Source organism: Shewanella vesiculosa, assembly GCF_009994065.1.
Classification (GTDB): domain Bacteria; phylum Pseudomonadota; class Gammaproteobacteria; order Enterobacterales; family Shewanellaceae; genus Shewanella; species Shewanella vesiculosa.
The window spans coordinates 307,413-324,236 of sequence record NZ_JAACSD010000004.1 but is presented as its reverse complement, the minus strand read 5'-3'; the positions used below and the strand labels follow the sequence as shown (position 1 = coordinate 324,236).

Sequence of the window (16,824 nt, the reverse complement as noted above, 5' to 3'; positions counted from 1 at the left end):
AATGTTAACCCCTAAGGTTTAACAATCACTTGGCCGAGAGCTCTTTTCTAACAATTTCAGCCCCTGCACTCAAGGCATGTAACTTACCTCTTGCGACATGATGGGGTAAGGGCGCCATGCCACAGTTGGTGCATGGATATAGTTTATCGGCATCGACATACTGAAGTGCTTTTCGCAGGGTATTGGCGACTTCCTCTGGTGTTTCAATCGTATTGCTTGCTACATCTATGGCACCAACCATCACTTTTTTACCTCGAATGAGTTCAAGCAGCTCAATGGGCACATGAGAGTTGTGGCATTCTAGTGAGATAATATCGATATTAGACTGCTGTAGTTTAGGGAAAGCTTTTTCATACTGTCGCCACTCTGAACCCAGTGTTTTTTTCCAATCTGTGTTGGCTTTGATGCCATAGCCATAACAAATATGCACAGCTGTTTCGCACTTTAGTCCTTCAATGGCTCTTTCTAAACAAGCAATCCCCCAATCATTTACCTCATCAAAAAAGACATTAAATGCTGGCTCATCAAATTGAATAATATCAACACCTGCCGCTTCTAATTCTTTGGCTTCCTGATTAAGAATTTTAGCAAATTCCCACGCTAGCTTTTCGCGACTTTTATAATGGTCATCAAAAAGCGTATCTATCATTGTCATGGGACCTGGCAGAGCCCATTTAATGGACTGTGTGGTTTGCTGACGTAAAAACTTGGCATCTTCAACAAAAACTGATTTTTGGCGACTAACCGGGCCGACAACCGTTGGTACACTGGCATCATAGCGATCACGAATTTTAACGGTTTTACGTTTATTAAAATCAACGCCGTTAAGATGCTCAATAAACGTAGTCACAAAATGTTGGCGTGTTTGCTCACCATCACCAACAATATCAATGCCTGCATGTTGTTGATCTTGTAATGACAAACGTAACGCGTCTTGTTTGCCCTTAATTAATTCTTCACCTTGTAGTTTCCAAGGTGACCAAAGTGTTTCGGGTTCAGCGAGCCAAGAAGGCTTAGGTAAACTGCCTGCAGTTGAAGTGGGTAGTATTCTTTTGTTAATAAGTTTTTTCATAATAAATCATGCCGTATATTGGGTGTAATTATTAAACGCAGCGATTAAACGTAATTGGCAGACCATTGCTCAAGCACCGTTTGATATGGTTTGATGAAGTGTTTTTCAGCAAACTTTCCCTGCTCATTAGCCAACTGGCTACGTTCTTCTCGATCATAAACAATTTGCGTTAATGAATGATCCTGGTTCTTTAAATTGGGTTGATAGGACTTTCCAGCAGCGGCATTCGCATTATAAATCTCTGGTCGGTAGATTTTTTGAAAGGTTCCCATGGTGCTGATGGTGCTTATAAGCTCAAGATTAGTGTAATCATTAAGTAGATCACCAAAGAAATGGAAAGCCAACGGCGCAACACTATTTGGCGGCATAAAATAACGTACCTGTAGGCCCATTTTTTTGAAATATTGCTCAGTCAAAGACGACTCGTTTGGCTGGTATTCAACACCCAATACAGGATGCTGATTTTCAGTTCTATGGTAGGTTTTGTTATCTGAAACACTAAGGCAGATAACAGGCGTTTTGTTAAAATTTTGTTTGTAAGCATCTGAATTAACAAAATACTGAAACAGCTTGCCATGCAGCTCGCCAAAGTTATCTGGAATACTAAAGTTGGGCTGGTCTTTATTATGAGCCTGCAGTAATACGCTAAAATCATAATCCCGCACATAAGAGGAAAAATTATTTCCTACAATACCTTCAATGCGTTGATTAGTTTGATGATCTACAATATTCGTTTTCAATATTTCAATCGATGGGAAGGTTTTACCACTGCCTTCAATATCCATATCAACAGAAATGATTTCAAGTTCGACTGAGTAACGATCGCCTTTAGGATTATCCCAATTCGCTAAGGCATTAAAACTGTTGTCAATCATCTTCAACGCGTTGCGCAAGTTTGCTTGGCGATAGCTTCCTCTGGCCAAATTAGCAAAGTTGGTGGTGATACGTGTATTGTTTGATGGATGATAATTTTCATCGAGACAAATGCTCTTAATCGTAAATGTGAAATCTTTATTCATGATGATCTGGTATCCAATTTTGTGATTTAAAAGCCGGAATGTATGTTTTGCTCTTTATCGATATGTTCTATTCGTACTGATTTTCTGAGCAAGTCGCTGTTACAGCTTTGTTTGCTTGGTGCCTGATGGCTTACTTAGGGAGCAGCTGTAATATTGTTTGGCGCTAAAAGCATGAGTTATTTATACGTGGGTCGGAACATGAAGAAAAACGGTTTTATTTCACCTGCTACATGAGCAGGATTCATGATTATAATTAAGCGTGATTACCTAGACATAGTTTACGGTGTCGGATGACAATTTTGGATAATATGAGCATTGAATAACAGGCTATCTGACCTTGTTAGCCACTGCTTATTGAAGAGACTGGAGATATTTTTGTACTAAAACCTGCAACATTTTCACTATCTAACCAAACAACAGCAGCGAAAAAATGGTGACGAAATAGATCCCGCTTTTAACTTCATTTGTAGTCAGCTTCGGTCCATCTGATTTGTAAAGAGTGAAAATTCTAACGTTTTCCACGGGGAGCTGATGTGAATGGAATCACGAATGTCGTGGCGGCATGGTCAATAATGTTCTCTACATCAACTGACATTCCCCATATCCATATGGGTCAGGTGCCAAAGAGCGACCCTGCCACCGAAAACTAGCCTGACGTCTTGTCATTCTCAAGTATTCTTTTCTTTTATAAATAGTCTTCAATCCATTGTATTTTCATAGGTTTGAAGTTAAGAACTCTCAAAGAGGTAATCGAAAAGTTTGTCGGTTTCAGCTAATGTGCTCGCAATATTTACATTACTGTTGTTCGGCTTGATATTGCTGTTTAACGTCTTCAATCAGTTTTTGCCACTGAGGATATTCAGCAAAGCTTTGTTGTAAGTCGCCCCAAGGCGTTAGCGCATCGGCCATTGAAGGTGCTTTAGATTGTGTGGTTTGGTATAAATAATAAAATGCTGACGCACGATAATTTGCTGCGCAATGGACTAGCACTGGAGCGTCGCCATTTTGCTTCATCAGGCTAAAAAACTGCTCAACATCTTCTTTTGTAGGATGCTGCCAGTCCACGCTAATATTGTGATAATTCATCCCTAGCTGAGTCACTATTTGCTGCTCATTTTTTAATGCATTTGGGTTGTCATTAGGAATGAGATTAATCACCGTTTTGATACCTGCTTGAGCGAGTAGTGCAAATTGCTGCTCTGTGGGCAAACCCGCGGTAATCACTTGTTGGTTATTAAATTTAACCGCTTTTATGTCGCCAAGTTTACTGGTGTCAATATGAGTCATGCTACCTCCTTTGTTCATATCCGTACTGAACACTTGCGCACTAAAAAAGAAACAACAGATCAATAAGCTAGCTGACAGTACGCAATAGCGTTGCAGTATATTCATGTGGATCCCTCAGATTGATTGAATATGTAATAACACGTTTCGAATTTCCGCTAAGCTGGTTAATCATTGATGATAGTTAAGCGTGTCGGATATGCGCAATTATCTGCAATTAATACCAGTGATAGTAATCCTTAAATTGACAGTTAACGGGCACAGGCTATTTTTGTTGTCACTGCTGCTGAATCTCATTATTGAGCAATTGTTGTGTGAATAGTTGTATAAATTGCTCGGTATTTCAAGTTGTCCTTTCGCTTGAGTAACAATCCGTTCAGGGTTGGTTTTCTAATCAGTATCAAGGCTGTTTAATGTATTTTTCATCGTTAAACACAGTGAAATAGATATCGATTGGTTAAATATCATTGTCGAGTTAAAACTTGTCTATATCGACTCCAAATTGCTTAGTGTCACTATCCAGTCTACTTTTAAAGTAAGACAAGACAAAAAACTCATCAAAGGACGTGTTATGCAGACATTTACAAAGTCATTTATCTTAGTTTCTGTGCTTAGCAGTAGTGCAGTATTGGCGGATACCATTAGCATCCGAGCCGACAATTGGTTTCCCATGAATGGCCAACCCAATGCTAAGCAACCAGGTTACATGATTGAGTTAGCAACCAATATTTTTACTGCGGCAGGTCATACGGTGGATTACAAATTAATGCCTTGGGAGCGCGCTGTTGATTCAGTACGTAAGGGCGAATTTGACTGTGTGGTGGGTGCCTACAAAGATGACGCGCCAGATTTTATATATCCTCAGGTACCGTGGGGAATGGACAGTACGGTATTTTTTGTTAAAGCAGGAGGTAGCTGGACTTACACTGGACTGTCATCACTACAAGGAAATAAGATTGCGATAATTAAAGGTTATGCCTACGGTGATGAATTTGATAAATATGTGACAGAGAACCCCAGTGTGTTTGATGCCATAGGTGCCAATAATGGCCTTGAAAACAACATTAAGAAACTCCAGGCAGGAAGGGTAAATGCTGTTGCCGAATCTCCCAGTGTCATGGGGGCAAAACTTAAAGATATGGGCGTTAGTGGCATAGTTGCGGCGGGCTCTTTGGGCGAGGCGACAGAAATGTATATTGCCTGCAGTCCGGCAAAGGCAACGTCTGCTGGCTACATCAAGTTGATTGATGAGGGAACGGCAAAACTGAGGGCATCGGGCGAATTCAATAAAATATTATCATCTTATGGGATCAGTGATTGGCAGTAATTGTGTGCCGCTATAGTTAGTCATTCTACATCCATTCAGCCTTGTGCGAGCAAGATACTGAAGACAATATATAGTCACTCAAACATAGACGCTTTCGGTGAATTAAGACCATCGTCTCTCACCGAAGGCTCTTGATCTAAGACTATTGCCTAAGCTATCTATTTAACGGTTCTCCCTTGTTGTTACGTTTGATGCGACTCATCCTGCTATAAGCGATTGTACTGCGCTGATGTTCATCAAAGAGGCAGGCTATGCATGCATTCTTTTGAATGGGGTACCCCAATGAAATCCGTACCACTGTGCCTGTCAATTGTCACCCCCATGCGGATAACCTTATCCTTAGCCCATTCGGGCTAGTACGGGTTGGACTGTGTCACTTATTCATCGTAAACAGCAACCTTAGTGAGTTTGCAAAATTATACCGAGTTACCCTAGCTTGGTTTCTATTTGCGAAAATGAGCATTGTCGTTTATTGTTCAACGACTCTCCTCACCTTCGATTTTCTATATATGCGAAAGCTCGCACTTCTAATTCTTGTTTGCTCTACTCTGGAAGCTTGGGCTACGCCAGGGGTAAGAGTTGAGTATCGTGATAAGCCTCCTTACACTTATAGCGAAAGTGGTCAACCTCGCGGCTTTATTATCGATATGACCCAGGAGATCTTCCGCCGTGCCGGTGTTGCAGCAACTTATTCAGAAGTCCCGGTGAAGCGTATTTTTGCTAATATTCAGAACGACAGTGAAGCTATCTGCTCCCCCAGCTGGTATAAGCTGGCCTACCGGGAGTTATATGCAAATTTTTCTCTGGTGATCCATAAAGATAGGCCGCATATGGTGCTAGTGGCCCCCAGGGTTATCGAGCTTGTAAAACAACACCAGAGCTTAAGTTCATTGTTCGAAGATCCACGACTCAAGCTCGGCGTGGTTGCCCACGTGTCCTATGGCCCTGAGCTTGATCTGGTGATAGAGAGTAAAAGTCATTCTGTAACAGATTCGGCGCGATCCGTGGAGAGTTTGGCTAAGATGGTGTCACTCAATCATGGGGCCGACTATATGCTTATAGACAGGGAAGATTATGATTATATCAACCGAATGGGTGAAATCAGTGCCATGGGTTTGTTGCCAATGTATTATTCTGACATGCCGCCAGGACTTAATCGTTACCTTATGTGTTCCAAAAGCGTAGATGCAGAGACTATGGCTCGTCTGAATCAGGCAATACGTGAGTTGTTACCCGAACTCAACGACTGATGCATCGAGCTACCCACGGTTAAGTTTATTCACTTGGCTCATTCGTTCTGCCCCCACTTATGAGCATAGTCCCTGCTTAGTTAATCTAGCTGCATCCAATCGACTTGAACGCCAGCTTGCTCAAACATATCTTGGCTGACTTTAATCTTATCTCCCCAGCGTGACAGGTAATCCTCATTGGGTTGTGGACTATGCACGGCGCGCAATCCAGTTTGGATAATCTTGGCGGCGCAGTTTGGACAAGGGAAGTGGGTCACCCAAATCTCACAGCTACTGAGATCTCGTTTTGCATGGAGAATGGCATTTTCTTCTGCATGAAGCGTCTTTAGCAGTTTCATTTCACGGTTATCGGTTTCAGCACTATCAGATATTCCGTGAGGATAGCCATTAAAGCCTAAAGAGACGATGCGATTGTTTTCGGTGATTACTGCGCCAACTCGGGTGGAGGGATCTTTACTCCAAGATGCTACGAGCTCGGCCATTTGTAAAAAGCGTATCGCCCATTTTGTCATCATCTTATTGCTATTCCTATGCTTTATGTATCGCTTTAATTGGCAGCTATTCTCTATGCAGAACATTGATAAATCAACCTTCAACCTTCAATATTCTAATCTTGGACCCACTTATCCTTTGTTACATAAGTAGGGTCATAGTGCGCCTGTAAAGCTGAATTTGACTGCCAATTCTTTAGGTTGCGTTGACTTATTCCAATGAGAGAGCCCGAACTTACTCTTCATGGCTCAAAATAAAATTATTCACAGCTTTTGATATCAGGTCTTTTTTCATCGTAGTGCGTGCGAGAGGCTGGTTAAACCAAAAGCTCATCGGCTGATCAAAACCGATACCGTGCATATAGTTGTAAAGCGCTTTACGTAGCCCTTCGCCAAGCATGTCATGATCGGTACCTGTTGGGTCGGTGAAGTCGACATCGTTTTCAGCGAATAAGATTTCAGGACGTTCAGCAAGGGTGATGCCAAATTGCTCTGGGTTGATGCCGATAGGGCTGTGGATCGTGGCGACAAAACGGTGCCAGTAGGCGGACTGGAAACAACCTTGCTGCATCAACTGACGCACCATTTCCAATGAATCTATGGTTTCTTGTTCGGTTTGTGTGGGAAAACCATACATTAAATAGGCATGCACCAGAATACCCGCGTCACTGAAGGCTTTAGTCACGTGGGCGACTCGTTCAACACTCACGCCTTTTTTCATTAGTTTCAGTAGTCTGTCTGACGCCACTTCAAGGCCGCCGCTGACCGCGATACAACCAGAATCTGCCAGTAACTGGCAGCGGTCTGGGCTAAAGGTGCGCTCAAAACGGATATTGCCCCACCAACTGATCACGACCCCACGTTCTATAAGGCGTTTTGCAAACGCAAATAAGGTTTTTGGCGGTAAAGCTTCATCGACAAAATGAAAACCTGTTTGTCCGGTTTCTTCGATAAGCTCTACAATTCGGTCAACCAACACATCGGCGCCTGCGGTATCGTAGCGGTCGATGTAGTCCAAGCTAACGTCGCAGAAGCTGCATTTGCGCCAGTAACAGCCATGGGCTATGGTCAGTTTATTCCAGCGGCCATCACTCCAAATTCGGTGCATCGGGTTGAGCATTTCACACAAAGACAGGTATTCGCCCAGTGGCAGGCCGTCGTAAATCGGTGCGCCGACTTCGCTTTGCGGAATATCGTGCAGCTGATCATTCTGATTTAAGTGGACATAAGGTTGGCCATTTTCATCTTCGGCGAGAAAGTAAGTTCGCACTAACTCGTCTATCTCACGCTTACCTTCAAAGTACTCCAGCAGGGTGATTAAGGGACGTTCGCCGTCGTCTAGACAGATATAGTCGACAAACTCAAATACCCGAGGGTCTTTGAGTGCGCGCAGTTCGGTATTAACAAACCCGCCGCCCATGACGATAGGGATATCAGGGTTAATGGCCTTACAGGTTTGCGCAATCCGTAACGCGCCGAGCATATTACCGGGAAACGGCACGGTTAGTGCGACTACGCTTGGTTGTGTGTCTTCCAGATACATCTCGACCAACTGCTCTAAAATTTCAGAGCTGAAACTCGGTTCGCCCATTAGGGTGTCGTAAAGGTTGTCAAAGCTTGGGTTGGCCGCTGCTAATTTCTCGCCATAACGGCTGACTTCAAAATACGGGTCAACACCTTGGGTGATGACGTTCGACAGATCATTGATAAACAGGGTGGCGAGATATTTAGCTTTATCTTGTACGCCTAAATTACCAAAGGCCGCTTGCAACACATCGCCAGATACGGCTTCCATTTGAGCAATTGCATCAAACGCTGGGCCTTCAGGTAAGAAGCGGCGCGAGTTAATCCGCATCGCTAGGCTGGGGTCTTTACCCTGTAAAAAACGAATCGCGGGCTCTACGGTCAGATGATAACGCTCAAACTCAGCCAGAAAATTGAAGATAACATCAGGCAGTTCATCGTCTTCAAAATGCTCGAAGTTTTCTTCCACGTGCTGACGAATAATCTCTAGCGCAGGCGCCGTCATCATCTCAAGAAACAGCTCAATCGCAGGATCTCGTTGCACCGCCTCATAGCCTCGTGAGCGTAAAAAACCGGTCAAATACGCTGTTGCTGGATACGGTGTATTCAGCTGAGTCATAGGTGGAGTCATTAGAAGAACGGTCATAACCTGCCTTTAAATAGTAAAACCTGAATGCTTATTGCGAAGCAGAATAATGGCAGCAAACACTGCGGCCACAACATAATAATGAATTCTAACAAATGGCCTGTAAAAAAGCCCCGTAAATTAGATAATGGTTGATTGAGCATCAGCTCTTTAATTCATCAGGATTGACTCTGTGCAGCATCACTCAAGGATGAATAGTCGTCAGTGTCAACTTTATAGTTTGCGAATCATGCGATTAGGATACTGAGGCTTGCCGATAAAGTGTTCGAGTCAGATGGACTCAATCTTCATCTGACCCTTTTTAAGGTGTTAGCGTTAATCAAGAATAGGGCGTAAATAGCCTGCGCCAAGTTGTTTCATTTGTCGTTCAACCCAGACGACTCTCTGGCGAAGGTAAGGGGTTAAATTATTGGGATCGCGTTTGCGAGGGCTTGGTAGTAGCACTGCCAGCCGCGCGGCTTCATTACTGGTGAGATTGCGTGCCGATTTATGAAAGTAATGCTGGCTGGCTGCTTCTACGCCGTAAATTCCTTTGCCAAACTCAGCTACGTTTACATACACCTCTAAGATACGTTTTTTACCCCAAATCACCTCAAGGCTCAAGGCTAAACCCGCTTCCAGACCTTTACGAATAAAGCTTCGCCCCGGCCATAGCAAAAGGTTTTTGGCCGTTTGTTGGGTTATAGTGCTAGCCCCGCGAAGGCCTTCGCCATCGTCTGACTGGTTAAGGGCTTTACTGATAGCAGTGAAATCGACACCGAAGTGCTCTGGAAAACGCTGATCTTCTGAGGCAACCATCGCTAGCGCTATTTGCGACGGCAACTTATCAATGCTGACCCAGTGCTGGGTAACTGGATAAGGGCTTTGCAGCATAAATGACGTAGTCGGTGGTGGCACAAATCGTAGCAGCAATAATAATAGCGTCAGTAATAGCAACAACCGCCACATGACAAACCATGTCCAACCGAAAAAACCTCGTTTACGATTTGCCATTCACTGCCTCTTGTTATCATTAGCCTTTTGGGCTGTGTCGTTTTCGACGTGCAAGAGTATAGGATATTAACCATCAATACCAAATGCTAATCAATGTCGTGCAGATTATATATCTAAAAGGCAGATTATCTGGTCTCAGTGTACCGATTGGATTAAGCCACAACAGTAAGCCATGGCATAAAAATGTGTTCTTATGACAACCTCATCAAGCTGGAGGATTTGCTAAAATAGTACGGATGTCGGCTAAACTCGTTTGCCATTGTTGGTAATCAAGCCTAATAGGATAGGCGTTGTTAGCAGCCATCAATACTAACGAGGGGAATCCTTGAATAGGCAGTTGGCGGGCAAGGTTAATTTCTGTGATTAATTGCTCTTCTGTTTCACTGGCGTTTAGTTGCTGGTTAAAAAGATCTGCCGGGATGCCTAATTGAGTGGCGATAGATGTTAAGGTGCCAATATCAGATGGATTCCGCACGTGCAGGTAATAAGCCTGTTGGATTGAGTTGATCATTTGCTGCTCAAGTCCATATTGGCGTGCAACTATAGTGGTTCTGCAGGCTAGATAAGTTGATCGTCTAGGTTGGCAGTGCTGCCAAAAGTCGTGATTAAATTGAGTCCCCAATTGTTGAGCTATCTTGTGCCAAGTTTGTTGGAGCATTTGCTGCATGGATTGTGGCATAGGCAGTTCAGAATCGGGTGCTAAACCGCCAACTAAGTATTTTATTGTCAGTTGTTGGTTAAATTGCTGCAGCAGTTGGGCTTGGAGGGTGTCCCATGTTGGGCGATATCCCCAACACCAGCTGCACATAGGGTCGTGCACATAATAGAGTGTTGTATCTGACATTATGGTTCTCTTTATTAATTGCTTTGCAGCCTAGCAACTCAATCTATCTTAAATACAGTAGATACTAATATTGTCATATTAGTTCGCTATTTTAGTCATATTCATTGCGTAAGATAATTTTAACAAACAATGCATTACAGCATTACTACACGGAGGTACTAAAATGACAGGGCAAAAAAGTATAACACTGGGCATTATTTCTATTTTAACCAGTATGTTATGGGTCTCAGGCTGTAACAGTAACGACAATAATGACACGGCTTCAGCAGTGGTAGATAAAAGTGTTGTCGCGCAAGTCGGCCCTAGGCCGTTATTTTTAGTCGATCAAATGCAAGACAGTGAATTAAAAACTCAATTAGCCCAATGCGAGACCGGACCATTTTACCGCACTGACTTTGCCATTGGCCATCGTGGTGCCTCGATGCAATTTCCTGAGCACACCAAAGAATCTTATCAAGCAGCTATTGATTCCGGTGCCGGTATTGTTGAGTGTGACGTCACTTTTACAGCCGACAAAGCGCTGGTATGTCGCCATTCACAGTGCGACTTAGCAACGACGACGAATATTCTCGCAATCCCTGAGCTTGCCAATAAATGTTCGGTGCCGTTTTCACCTGCCGATGCCGCTAACGGCGTGAGTGCTACAGCAACCTGTTGTACAAGTGATATTACGCTGGCTGAATTTAAAACCTTAAAAGGCAAAATGGATGGCTTTAATCCTAAGGCCACCACGGTTGCAGAGTTTATTGATGGTACACCAAACTGGCGCACCGATTTATATGCGGGTAATGGCACCTTAATGACCCATGCTGAGAGTATAGCCTTGTTTAAAGCCGCAGGTGTAAAGATGACCCCTGAGCTTAAATCGGCCAGTGTGAGCATGCCTTATGATGGATTTACTCAGCAAGATTATGCCCAAAAAATGCTAGATGAATATGCCGCCGCAGGTGTCGATGCATCACAGGTATTCCCGCAGTCATTTAATTTAGACGATGTAAAATATTGGATAGCCAATGCGCCAGAGTTTGCCGAGCAGGCGGTTTACCTTGATGGACGTGATGAGCAGGCTGGATTTGATCCGCAAAACAGCGCGACTTGGTCACCGAGTATGGATGCCTTAGCCGCTGATGGCGTGAAAATTATCGCGCCACCTTTATGGATGTTAGTCACCTTAGATAATAACAAGGCCATCATACCTTCTGAATATGCTAACGCGGCTAATGCAGCAGGCTTAAAAATTATCGCATGGTCTCTTGAGCGTTCCGGCCCACTGAGTCAAGGTGGGGGCGGTTGGTATTATCAAAGCATTGCTGATGCGATAGATAACGAAGGCGACACTTTTGAGTTATTAGATGTACTGGCTAAAGATGTTGGTGTTATTGGTGTGTTTTCCGATTGGCCTGCAACGGTAACTTATTATGCAAATTGCATGAATATGTAATGTTTAACAGCATGCTTATCCCGCGTTTAAATGGGGTAAACAGGATTGACTTAAAAGGTGCCAACATTGTTGGCACCTTTTTTATTCTATTCACTATACTCGTTATGGTGCGGTATTAATCACTCACGGTTCGATTAGCGATACACAATGGGTGATGATCATTGCCTAGGTTACGTGTCGAAGCATTATTGAAGTGACTGAAATAGTAAATAAATTCAATCTACAACCATGTTGTTAGCCTTTAGTCTATATAGGCAGTATTGGATGACAGTGGTAGTGTTACAGCACAATAATACTGATAACAATATAAAAAATAAGGATATTGCAGGATGAAATTAACCAAACGTTTTTGCATGATTGGCGCAGCTGCTGCGCTGTCTATTAGTACCGCTGTTATGGCTGCGCCGACATTTATTAACATCCTCACCGGCGGAACCAGTGGTGTGTATTATCCTATTGGAGTTGCACTTTCACAACTCTATAGCAAGGGTATTGAGGGCTCTAAAACTTCTGTTCAAGCGACTAAAGCTTCTGTTGAAAATCTTAACTTATTACAAGCTGGACGAGGTGAGTTAGCCCTTGCATTAGGTGATTCTGTGTCTGCAGCATGGGCTGGTGATGCTGACGCTGGCTTTAACAAACCACTGGATAAGTTACGTGTGATTGCGGCAACCTATCCAAACTTTATTCAAATTGTCGCCAATAAAGACGCTGGGATTAATAGCCTTGCAGATTTAAAAGGTAAACGCATTTCTGTCGGCGCCCCTAAATCAGGTACTGAGCTAAACGCACGCGCTATTTTCAGCGCTGCCGGCCTAAGCTATGACGATATGGCTAAAGTCGAGTTTTTGCCTTATGCCGAATCTGTTGAGTTGATTAAAAACCGTCAATTGGATGCGACGTTGCAATCATCTGGCCTAGGTATGGCAGCCATTCGAGATTTAGCAGCAACAATGGCGATTAACTTTGTTGAGATCCCTGCTGATGTGGTGGCTAAAATCAATAATCCTGCTTACCAAGTCGGAGTGATTACAGCCAATACTTATGAAGGTCAAACGGAAGATGTCAGTACCGTTGCGATTCAGAATTTACTTGTAAGCCACAGTAAGGTCTCTGATGAAATTGCTTATCAAATGACTAAGCTGATGTTTGAAAACCTTGACCGTTTAGGCACAGCGCACTCTGCGGCAAAAGATATAAGCTTAGAAACGGCTACTAAAAACTTACCCATCCCATTACATCCAGGTGCTGAACGTTACTACAAAGAAGTGAATGCACTGTAATCTTATGCTTCTTTTTGTGAGCGCTTGCTTAACCTTAAGCAAGCGCTTAGTTGTTTTTTAGACACACCGATTTTAGCTGTAGTAAGTGTAGAGGCGTACCATGAGTGATCCATCCAATAACCAGACTACTATGTCTGAACATGGCTTAAGTGCAGATACCCGCGATTGGCCAAAAGCATTGTTTTTTGTGGCGCTGATTTTTTCAATTTTTCAAATTACCACAGCTGCATTTCATCCGGTTTCAACCCAAGTATTACGCGCAGTGCACGTGGGTTTTTTATTATTAGTGGTGTTTATAAGTTACCCCGGTATGGGCAAGAGTCAGCCATGGCAACCTTTGGCGTGGCTACTCGGTTTAGCGGGTATGGCAACTGCTGTGTATCAATGGGTGTTTGAAGCAGACTTAATTCAACGCTCTGGTGACTTAACCCAAAATGACATGATAATTGGTGTGGTATTAGTTGCGTTAGTGTTTGAAGCGGCTAGGCGAGTGATGGGCATTGCACTGCCTATTATCTGTGGTTTGTTTTTAGCTTATGGTTTATTTGGTGAATATTTACCGGGTGAATTAATGCACCGGGGCTATGGTTTTGACCAAATAGTTAACCAGTTAGCCTTTGGTACAGAAGGCTTATATGGCACACCAACCTATGTTTCAGCGACTTATATTTTCTTATTTATTTTGTTCGGTGCCTTTTTAGAACAAGCCGGAATGATCCGTTTATTCACCGATTTTGCCATGGGCTTATTTGGTCACAAAGTCGGTGGGCCAGCAAAAGTGTCTGTGGTGTCATCGGCACTCATGGGCACCATTACCGGGTCGGGGGTTGCTAATGTTGTCACCACTGGACAGTTTACTATTCCGCTTATGAAACGCTTTGGCTATCGTTCAGCTTTTGCCGGCGGGGTCGAGGCCACGTCCAGTATGGGTAGCCAAATTATGCCGCCGATTATGGGCGCTGTGGCTTTTATTATGGCCGAAACCATTAACGTGCAATTTATTGAAATTGCTAAAGCGGCGATGATCCCTGCGGTATTGTACTTTTGCTCAGTATTCTGGATGGTGCATTTAGAGGCCAAACGCGCCAATTTATCTGGCTTACCCAAAGATCAATGTCCTGATCCATGGGCGGCGATTAAGTTACGTTGGTACTTACTCATTCCGTTATTTATTTTGATTGGCTTGTTGTTCTCTGGGCGTACGCCACTGTTTTCAGGCATGGTAGGTTTAGCACTGACCGCCATTGTGATTTTAGGTTCGGCGATAATTTTAAATGTGTCATCTGCTGTGATGCGTTTTGCTTTTTGGATAGCACTTGGCGTGTTATGTGCTGGCTTCTTTCAATTGGGCATAGGGGTGATGTTTGGCATCATTGCCATACTGATGGTGATGTGTTGGTTTGTTAAAGGCGGCAAAGAAACCTTAGCATTATGTTTACATGCATTAGTTGAAGGTGCCCGTCATGCCGTGCCTGTAGGTATTGCCTGTGCGCTGGTGGGGGTGATTATTGGTATCGTCTCACTTACGGGTATAGCCTCTACTTTTGCTGGATATATCTTGGCGGTGGGCCAAGATAATCTGTTTTTATCGTTAGTATTGACCATGGTAACTTGTCTTATTTTAGGCATGGGGATCCCCACGATTCCTAACTACATTATTACCAGTTCAATAGCTGCTCCAGCATTACTCGACTTAGGTGTGCCGTTAATTGTGTCGCACATGTTTGTGTTTTATTTTGGCATTATGGCTGACCTGACTCCACCGGTTGCGCTAGCGTGTTTCGCGGCCGCGCCAATAGCAAAAGAGAAAGGCTTAAAAATCAGTTTGTGGGCTATTCGTATTGCGATTGCTGGGTTTATTATTCCTTTTATGGCGGTATACGACCCCGCGTTAATGCTCCAAAGTGGCGGTGTGCTAGAGACTATTTTTGTAGTGCTTAAAGCAACCGTTGCTATTGGTATTTGGGGGGTGATTTTTACTGGCTACTTATTACAAAACCTTTATTGGTGGGAACGTATTTTAGGCTTTGTTGCTGGTGGCTGTTTGATTTTAGCAACGCCATTAAGTGATGAATTAGGCTTTGGTTTAGCTCTGGCATTTATTTTACACCACGTATGGCGCGCTCGTAAGCTCAAACGTTTAGCGCAGGACCAATAATGCTAGGGTTATGTTTAGGGCTAGCTGGTACTATTTGGGCGCAAGTGCCGGCTGAACAAATGACTCTGTCTTGGACGCACACGATTGAAAAAATTCGTTGGGCCGAAGATTATCGTTTAACGAATGAAGGTTTTATTTTAGAACAAGCCAGGGTAAAAGGCAGTGGCGCAGGGATGGAAATTCCTGCCGATGCGGTGTTAAAAGATGGCAGTTGGCACTACAAACCCAATTTACCTATTTTGCCAATCCTAAAGTTAGGCCGAACTCCAGAAGCGGGGGATTATCAGTTATGTGTTTCATCGGCTCAGGCTGGGCAACAATGCCACCCAATGAGCTTTTGGGTCGGTGAGCCTACCACTAAACAGCCCTCCATTGAGCTATGGGGCTGTGATATACCTGTATGAGTTTGGTGTGTTAACCATGCCGATAAGATGTATTAGACATAAAAAAAGCTGAATCAATTGATTCAGCTTTTTTATTGAATTTTTTACCACGACTTACTTTGCAAACGCATCTTGTAGTGCAGGTACAACTTGTTTTTTACGGCTTAATACGCCATCTAACCATACGCGGCCATCAACGGTAGGCTTACCGTAAGCACGCTCGGTTAAATCTGCTGAATCAGAAACCACTAACATTTCTGAACCTTCTTTCATGATATCGGTTAACAGTAATAATACGCTGTGACGATTGCCTTCAACTTTCAATTTAGCTATATCAGCTTCTAAATCAGCTTTGATGTCGTCAAATACAGCCAAGTCGATCACTTCTAATTGGCCAATACCAACCAAGTTACCGTTCATGTTGAAGTCTTTAAAATCGCGCATAACTAGGTCACGTGCTGGCGTGCCTTCAACTGCTGATTTTACTTTAAACATGTCCATGCCGACTTCTTTAAAGTCTTCAACACCCGCTATTTCAGCTAATGCTTCGACACAACGAATGTCTGCAGTGGTACAGGTTGGTGATTTGAAAATGACAGTGTCACTTAAAATGGCGCACATCATGATGCCAGCGATGTTTGCTGGAATTTTTACTTGGTAAAAATCGTACATCATTTTGATCACTGTGTTGCTACAACCCACTGGGCGAATCCAACATTCTAGCGGAGTAGAAGTGGTGAGATCGCCTAATTTGTGGTGGTCAACAATACCGACGATAGTCGCTTGAGCAATATCATCTGGTGCTTGAGTAATTTCTGAATGGTCAACAATGTAGACTTCTTCACCAGCATAGCTGGTTTTGTATTCAGGTGCTTCAAAACCAAATTTCTCTAAAATAAATGCGGTTTCTGGTGATAACTCACCTAAACGGGCAGCAATAGCTGGTTCACCGATTTGGTTTTTTAAATATGCTAATGCGATTGCACCACAAATTGAATCTGAATCAGGGATCTTGTGACCCACTACATACATTGCCATTGAAACACTCTCCTATAAAGTTACCATGATTTTAACAAGGATTAATCCTGATAGCATTAAAAAATACCACT

General features: G+C 43.3%; 14 protein-coding genes. 6 read left to right on the top strand and 8 right to left on the bottom strand.

Annotated features, from left to right (window positions below):
- Positions 1-25 precede the first annotated feature (25 nt).
- From GW828_RS03700 to GW828_RS03690, 3 genes are all read right to left on the bottom strand, one after another.
- Positions 26-1,072: a methionine synthase gene (locus GW828_RS03700; RefSeq protein ID WP_273057865.1), complete on the bottom strand. Its 1,047-nt coding sequence runs from the start codon at positions 1,070-1,072 to the stop codon at positions 26-28.
- Between the two features lie 44 nt (positions 1,073-1,116).
- Complete coding sequence (locus tag GW828_RS03695) at positions 1,117-2,091, bottom strand: DUF1852 domain-containing protein (protein WP_124015165.1); 975 nt, start codon at positions 2,089-2,091, stop codon at positions 1,117-1,119.
- 795 nt (positions 2,092-2,886) lie between these two features.
- Positions 2,887-3,378: a protein tyrosine phosphatase family protein gene (locus GW828_RS03690; RefSeq protein ID WP_273057866.1), complete on the bottom strand. Its 492-nt coding sequence runs from the start codon at positions 3,376-3,378 to the stop codon at positions 2,887-2,889.
- A gap of 568 nt (positions 3,379-3,946) precedes the next feature.
- Between GW828_RS03690 and GW828_RS03685 the strand changes: the two genes are divergently transcribed.
- Both GW828_RS03685 and GW828_RS03680 read left to right on the top strand, forming a co-directional pair.
- On the top strand, positions 3,947-4,702 hold the full coding sequence (locus GW828_RS03685; RefSeq protein ID WP_124015163.1) for a substrate-binding periplasmic protein: 756 nt from the start codon (positions 3,947-3,949) through the stop codon (positions 4,700-4,702).
- A gap of 455 nt (positions 4,703-5,157) precedes the next feature.
- Positions 5,158-5,952, top strand: a complete 795-nt coding sequence (locus GW828_RS03680) for a transporter substrate-binding domain-containing protein (RefSeq protein WP_273057867.1) — start codon at positions 5,158-5,160, stop codon at positions 5,950-5,952.
- Between the two features lie 80 nt (positions 5,953-6,032).
- Here GW828_RS03680 and GW828_RS03675 read toward each other — a convergent pair whose 3' ends face one another.
- The 4 genes from GW828_RS03675 to GW828_RS03660 form a co-directional block, all read right to left on the bottom strand.
- Positions 6,033-6,467 carry a dCMP deaminase family protein gene (locus GW828_RS03675; protein WP_124015161.1) on the bottom strand — a complete coding sequence of 145 codons (435 nt, stop codon included), beginning with the start codon at positions 6,465-6,467 and terminating at the stop codon, positions 6,033-6,035.
- A gap of 211 nt (positions 6,468-6,678) precedes the next feature.
- Positions 6,679-8,613: a B12-binding domain-containing radical SAM protein gene (locus tag GW828_RS03670; RefSeq protein ID WP_182741220.1), complete on the bottom strand. Its 1,935-nt coding sequence runs from the start codon at positions 8,611-8,613 to the stop codon at positions 6,679-6,681.
- 315 nt (positions 8,614-8,928) lie between these two features.
- Entirely contained in the window at positions 8,929-9,606 is a 678-nt protein-coding gene (gene mtgA / locus GW828_RS03665) for a monofunctional biosynthetic peptidoglycan transglycosylase (protein WP_273057868.1), read from the bottom strand.
- A 205-nt stretch (positions 9,607-9,811) separates the two neighbouring features.
- Complete coding sequence (locus GW828_RS03660; RefSeq protein ID WP_273057869.1) at positions 9,812-10,450, bottom strand: DsbA family protein; 639 nt, start codon at positions 10,448-10,450, stop codon at positions 9,812-9,814.
- A 163-nt stretch (positions 10,451-10,613) separates the two neighbouring features.
- Between GW828_RS03660 and GW828_RS03655 the strand changes: the two genes are divergently transcribed.
- The 4 genes from GW828_RS03655 to GW828_RS03640 all read left to right on the top strand — a co-directional run bounded on the left by GW828_RS03655 (position 10,614) and on the right by GW828_RS03640 (position 15,736).
- Entirely contained in the window at positions 10,614-11,891 is a 1,278-nt protein-coding gene (locus tag GW828_RS03655) for a glycerophosphodiester phosphodiesterase family protein (protein ID WP_182722408.1), read from the top strand.
- Between the two features lie 329 nt (positions 11,892-12,220).
- Positions 12,221-13,174 carry a TAXI family TRAP transporter solute-binding subunit gene (locus GW828_RS03650; protein ID WP_124015156.1) on the top strand — a complete coding sequence of 318 codons (954 nt, stop codon included), beginning with the start codon at positions 12,221-12,223 and terminating at the stop codon, positions 13,172-13,174.
- 100 nt (positions 13,175-13,274) lie between these two features.
- Complete coding sequence (locus GW828_RS03645) at positions 13,275-15,332, top strand: TRAP transporter permease (RefSeq protein WP_273057870.1); 2,058 nt, start codon at positions 13,275-13,277, stop codon at positions 15,330-15,332.
- The gene (locus GW828_RS03640; protein WP_273057871.1) at positions 15,332-15,736 is read left to right on the top strand and encodes a DUF1850 domain-containing protein; all 405 of its coding nucleotides are present in this window, start codon (positions 15,332-15,334) and stop codon (positions 15,734-15,736) included. The genes GW828_RS03645 and GW828_RS03640 overlap by 1 nt, the downstream gene beginning before the upstream one ends.
- A 93-nt stretch (positions 15,737-15,829) precedes the next feature.
- Here GW828_RS03640 and GW828_RS03635 read toward each other — a convergent pair whose 3' ends face one another.
- Positions 15,830-16,753 carry a manganese-dependent inorganic pyrophosphatase gene (locus tag GW828_RS03635; RefSeq protein ID WP_273057872.1) on the bottom strand — a complete coding sequence of 308 codons (924 nt, stop codon included), beginning with the start codon at positions 16,751-16,753 and terminating at the stop codon, positions 15,830-15,832.
- Positions 16,754-16,824: the final 71 nt, after the last annotated feature.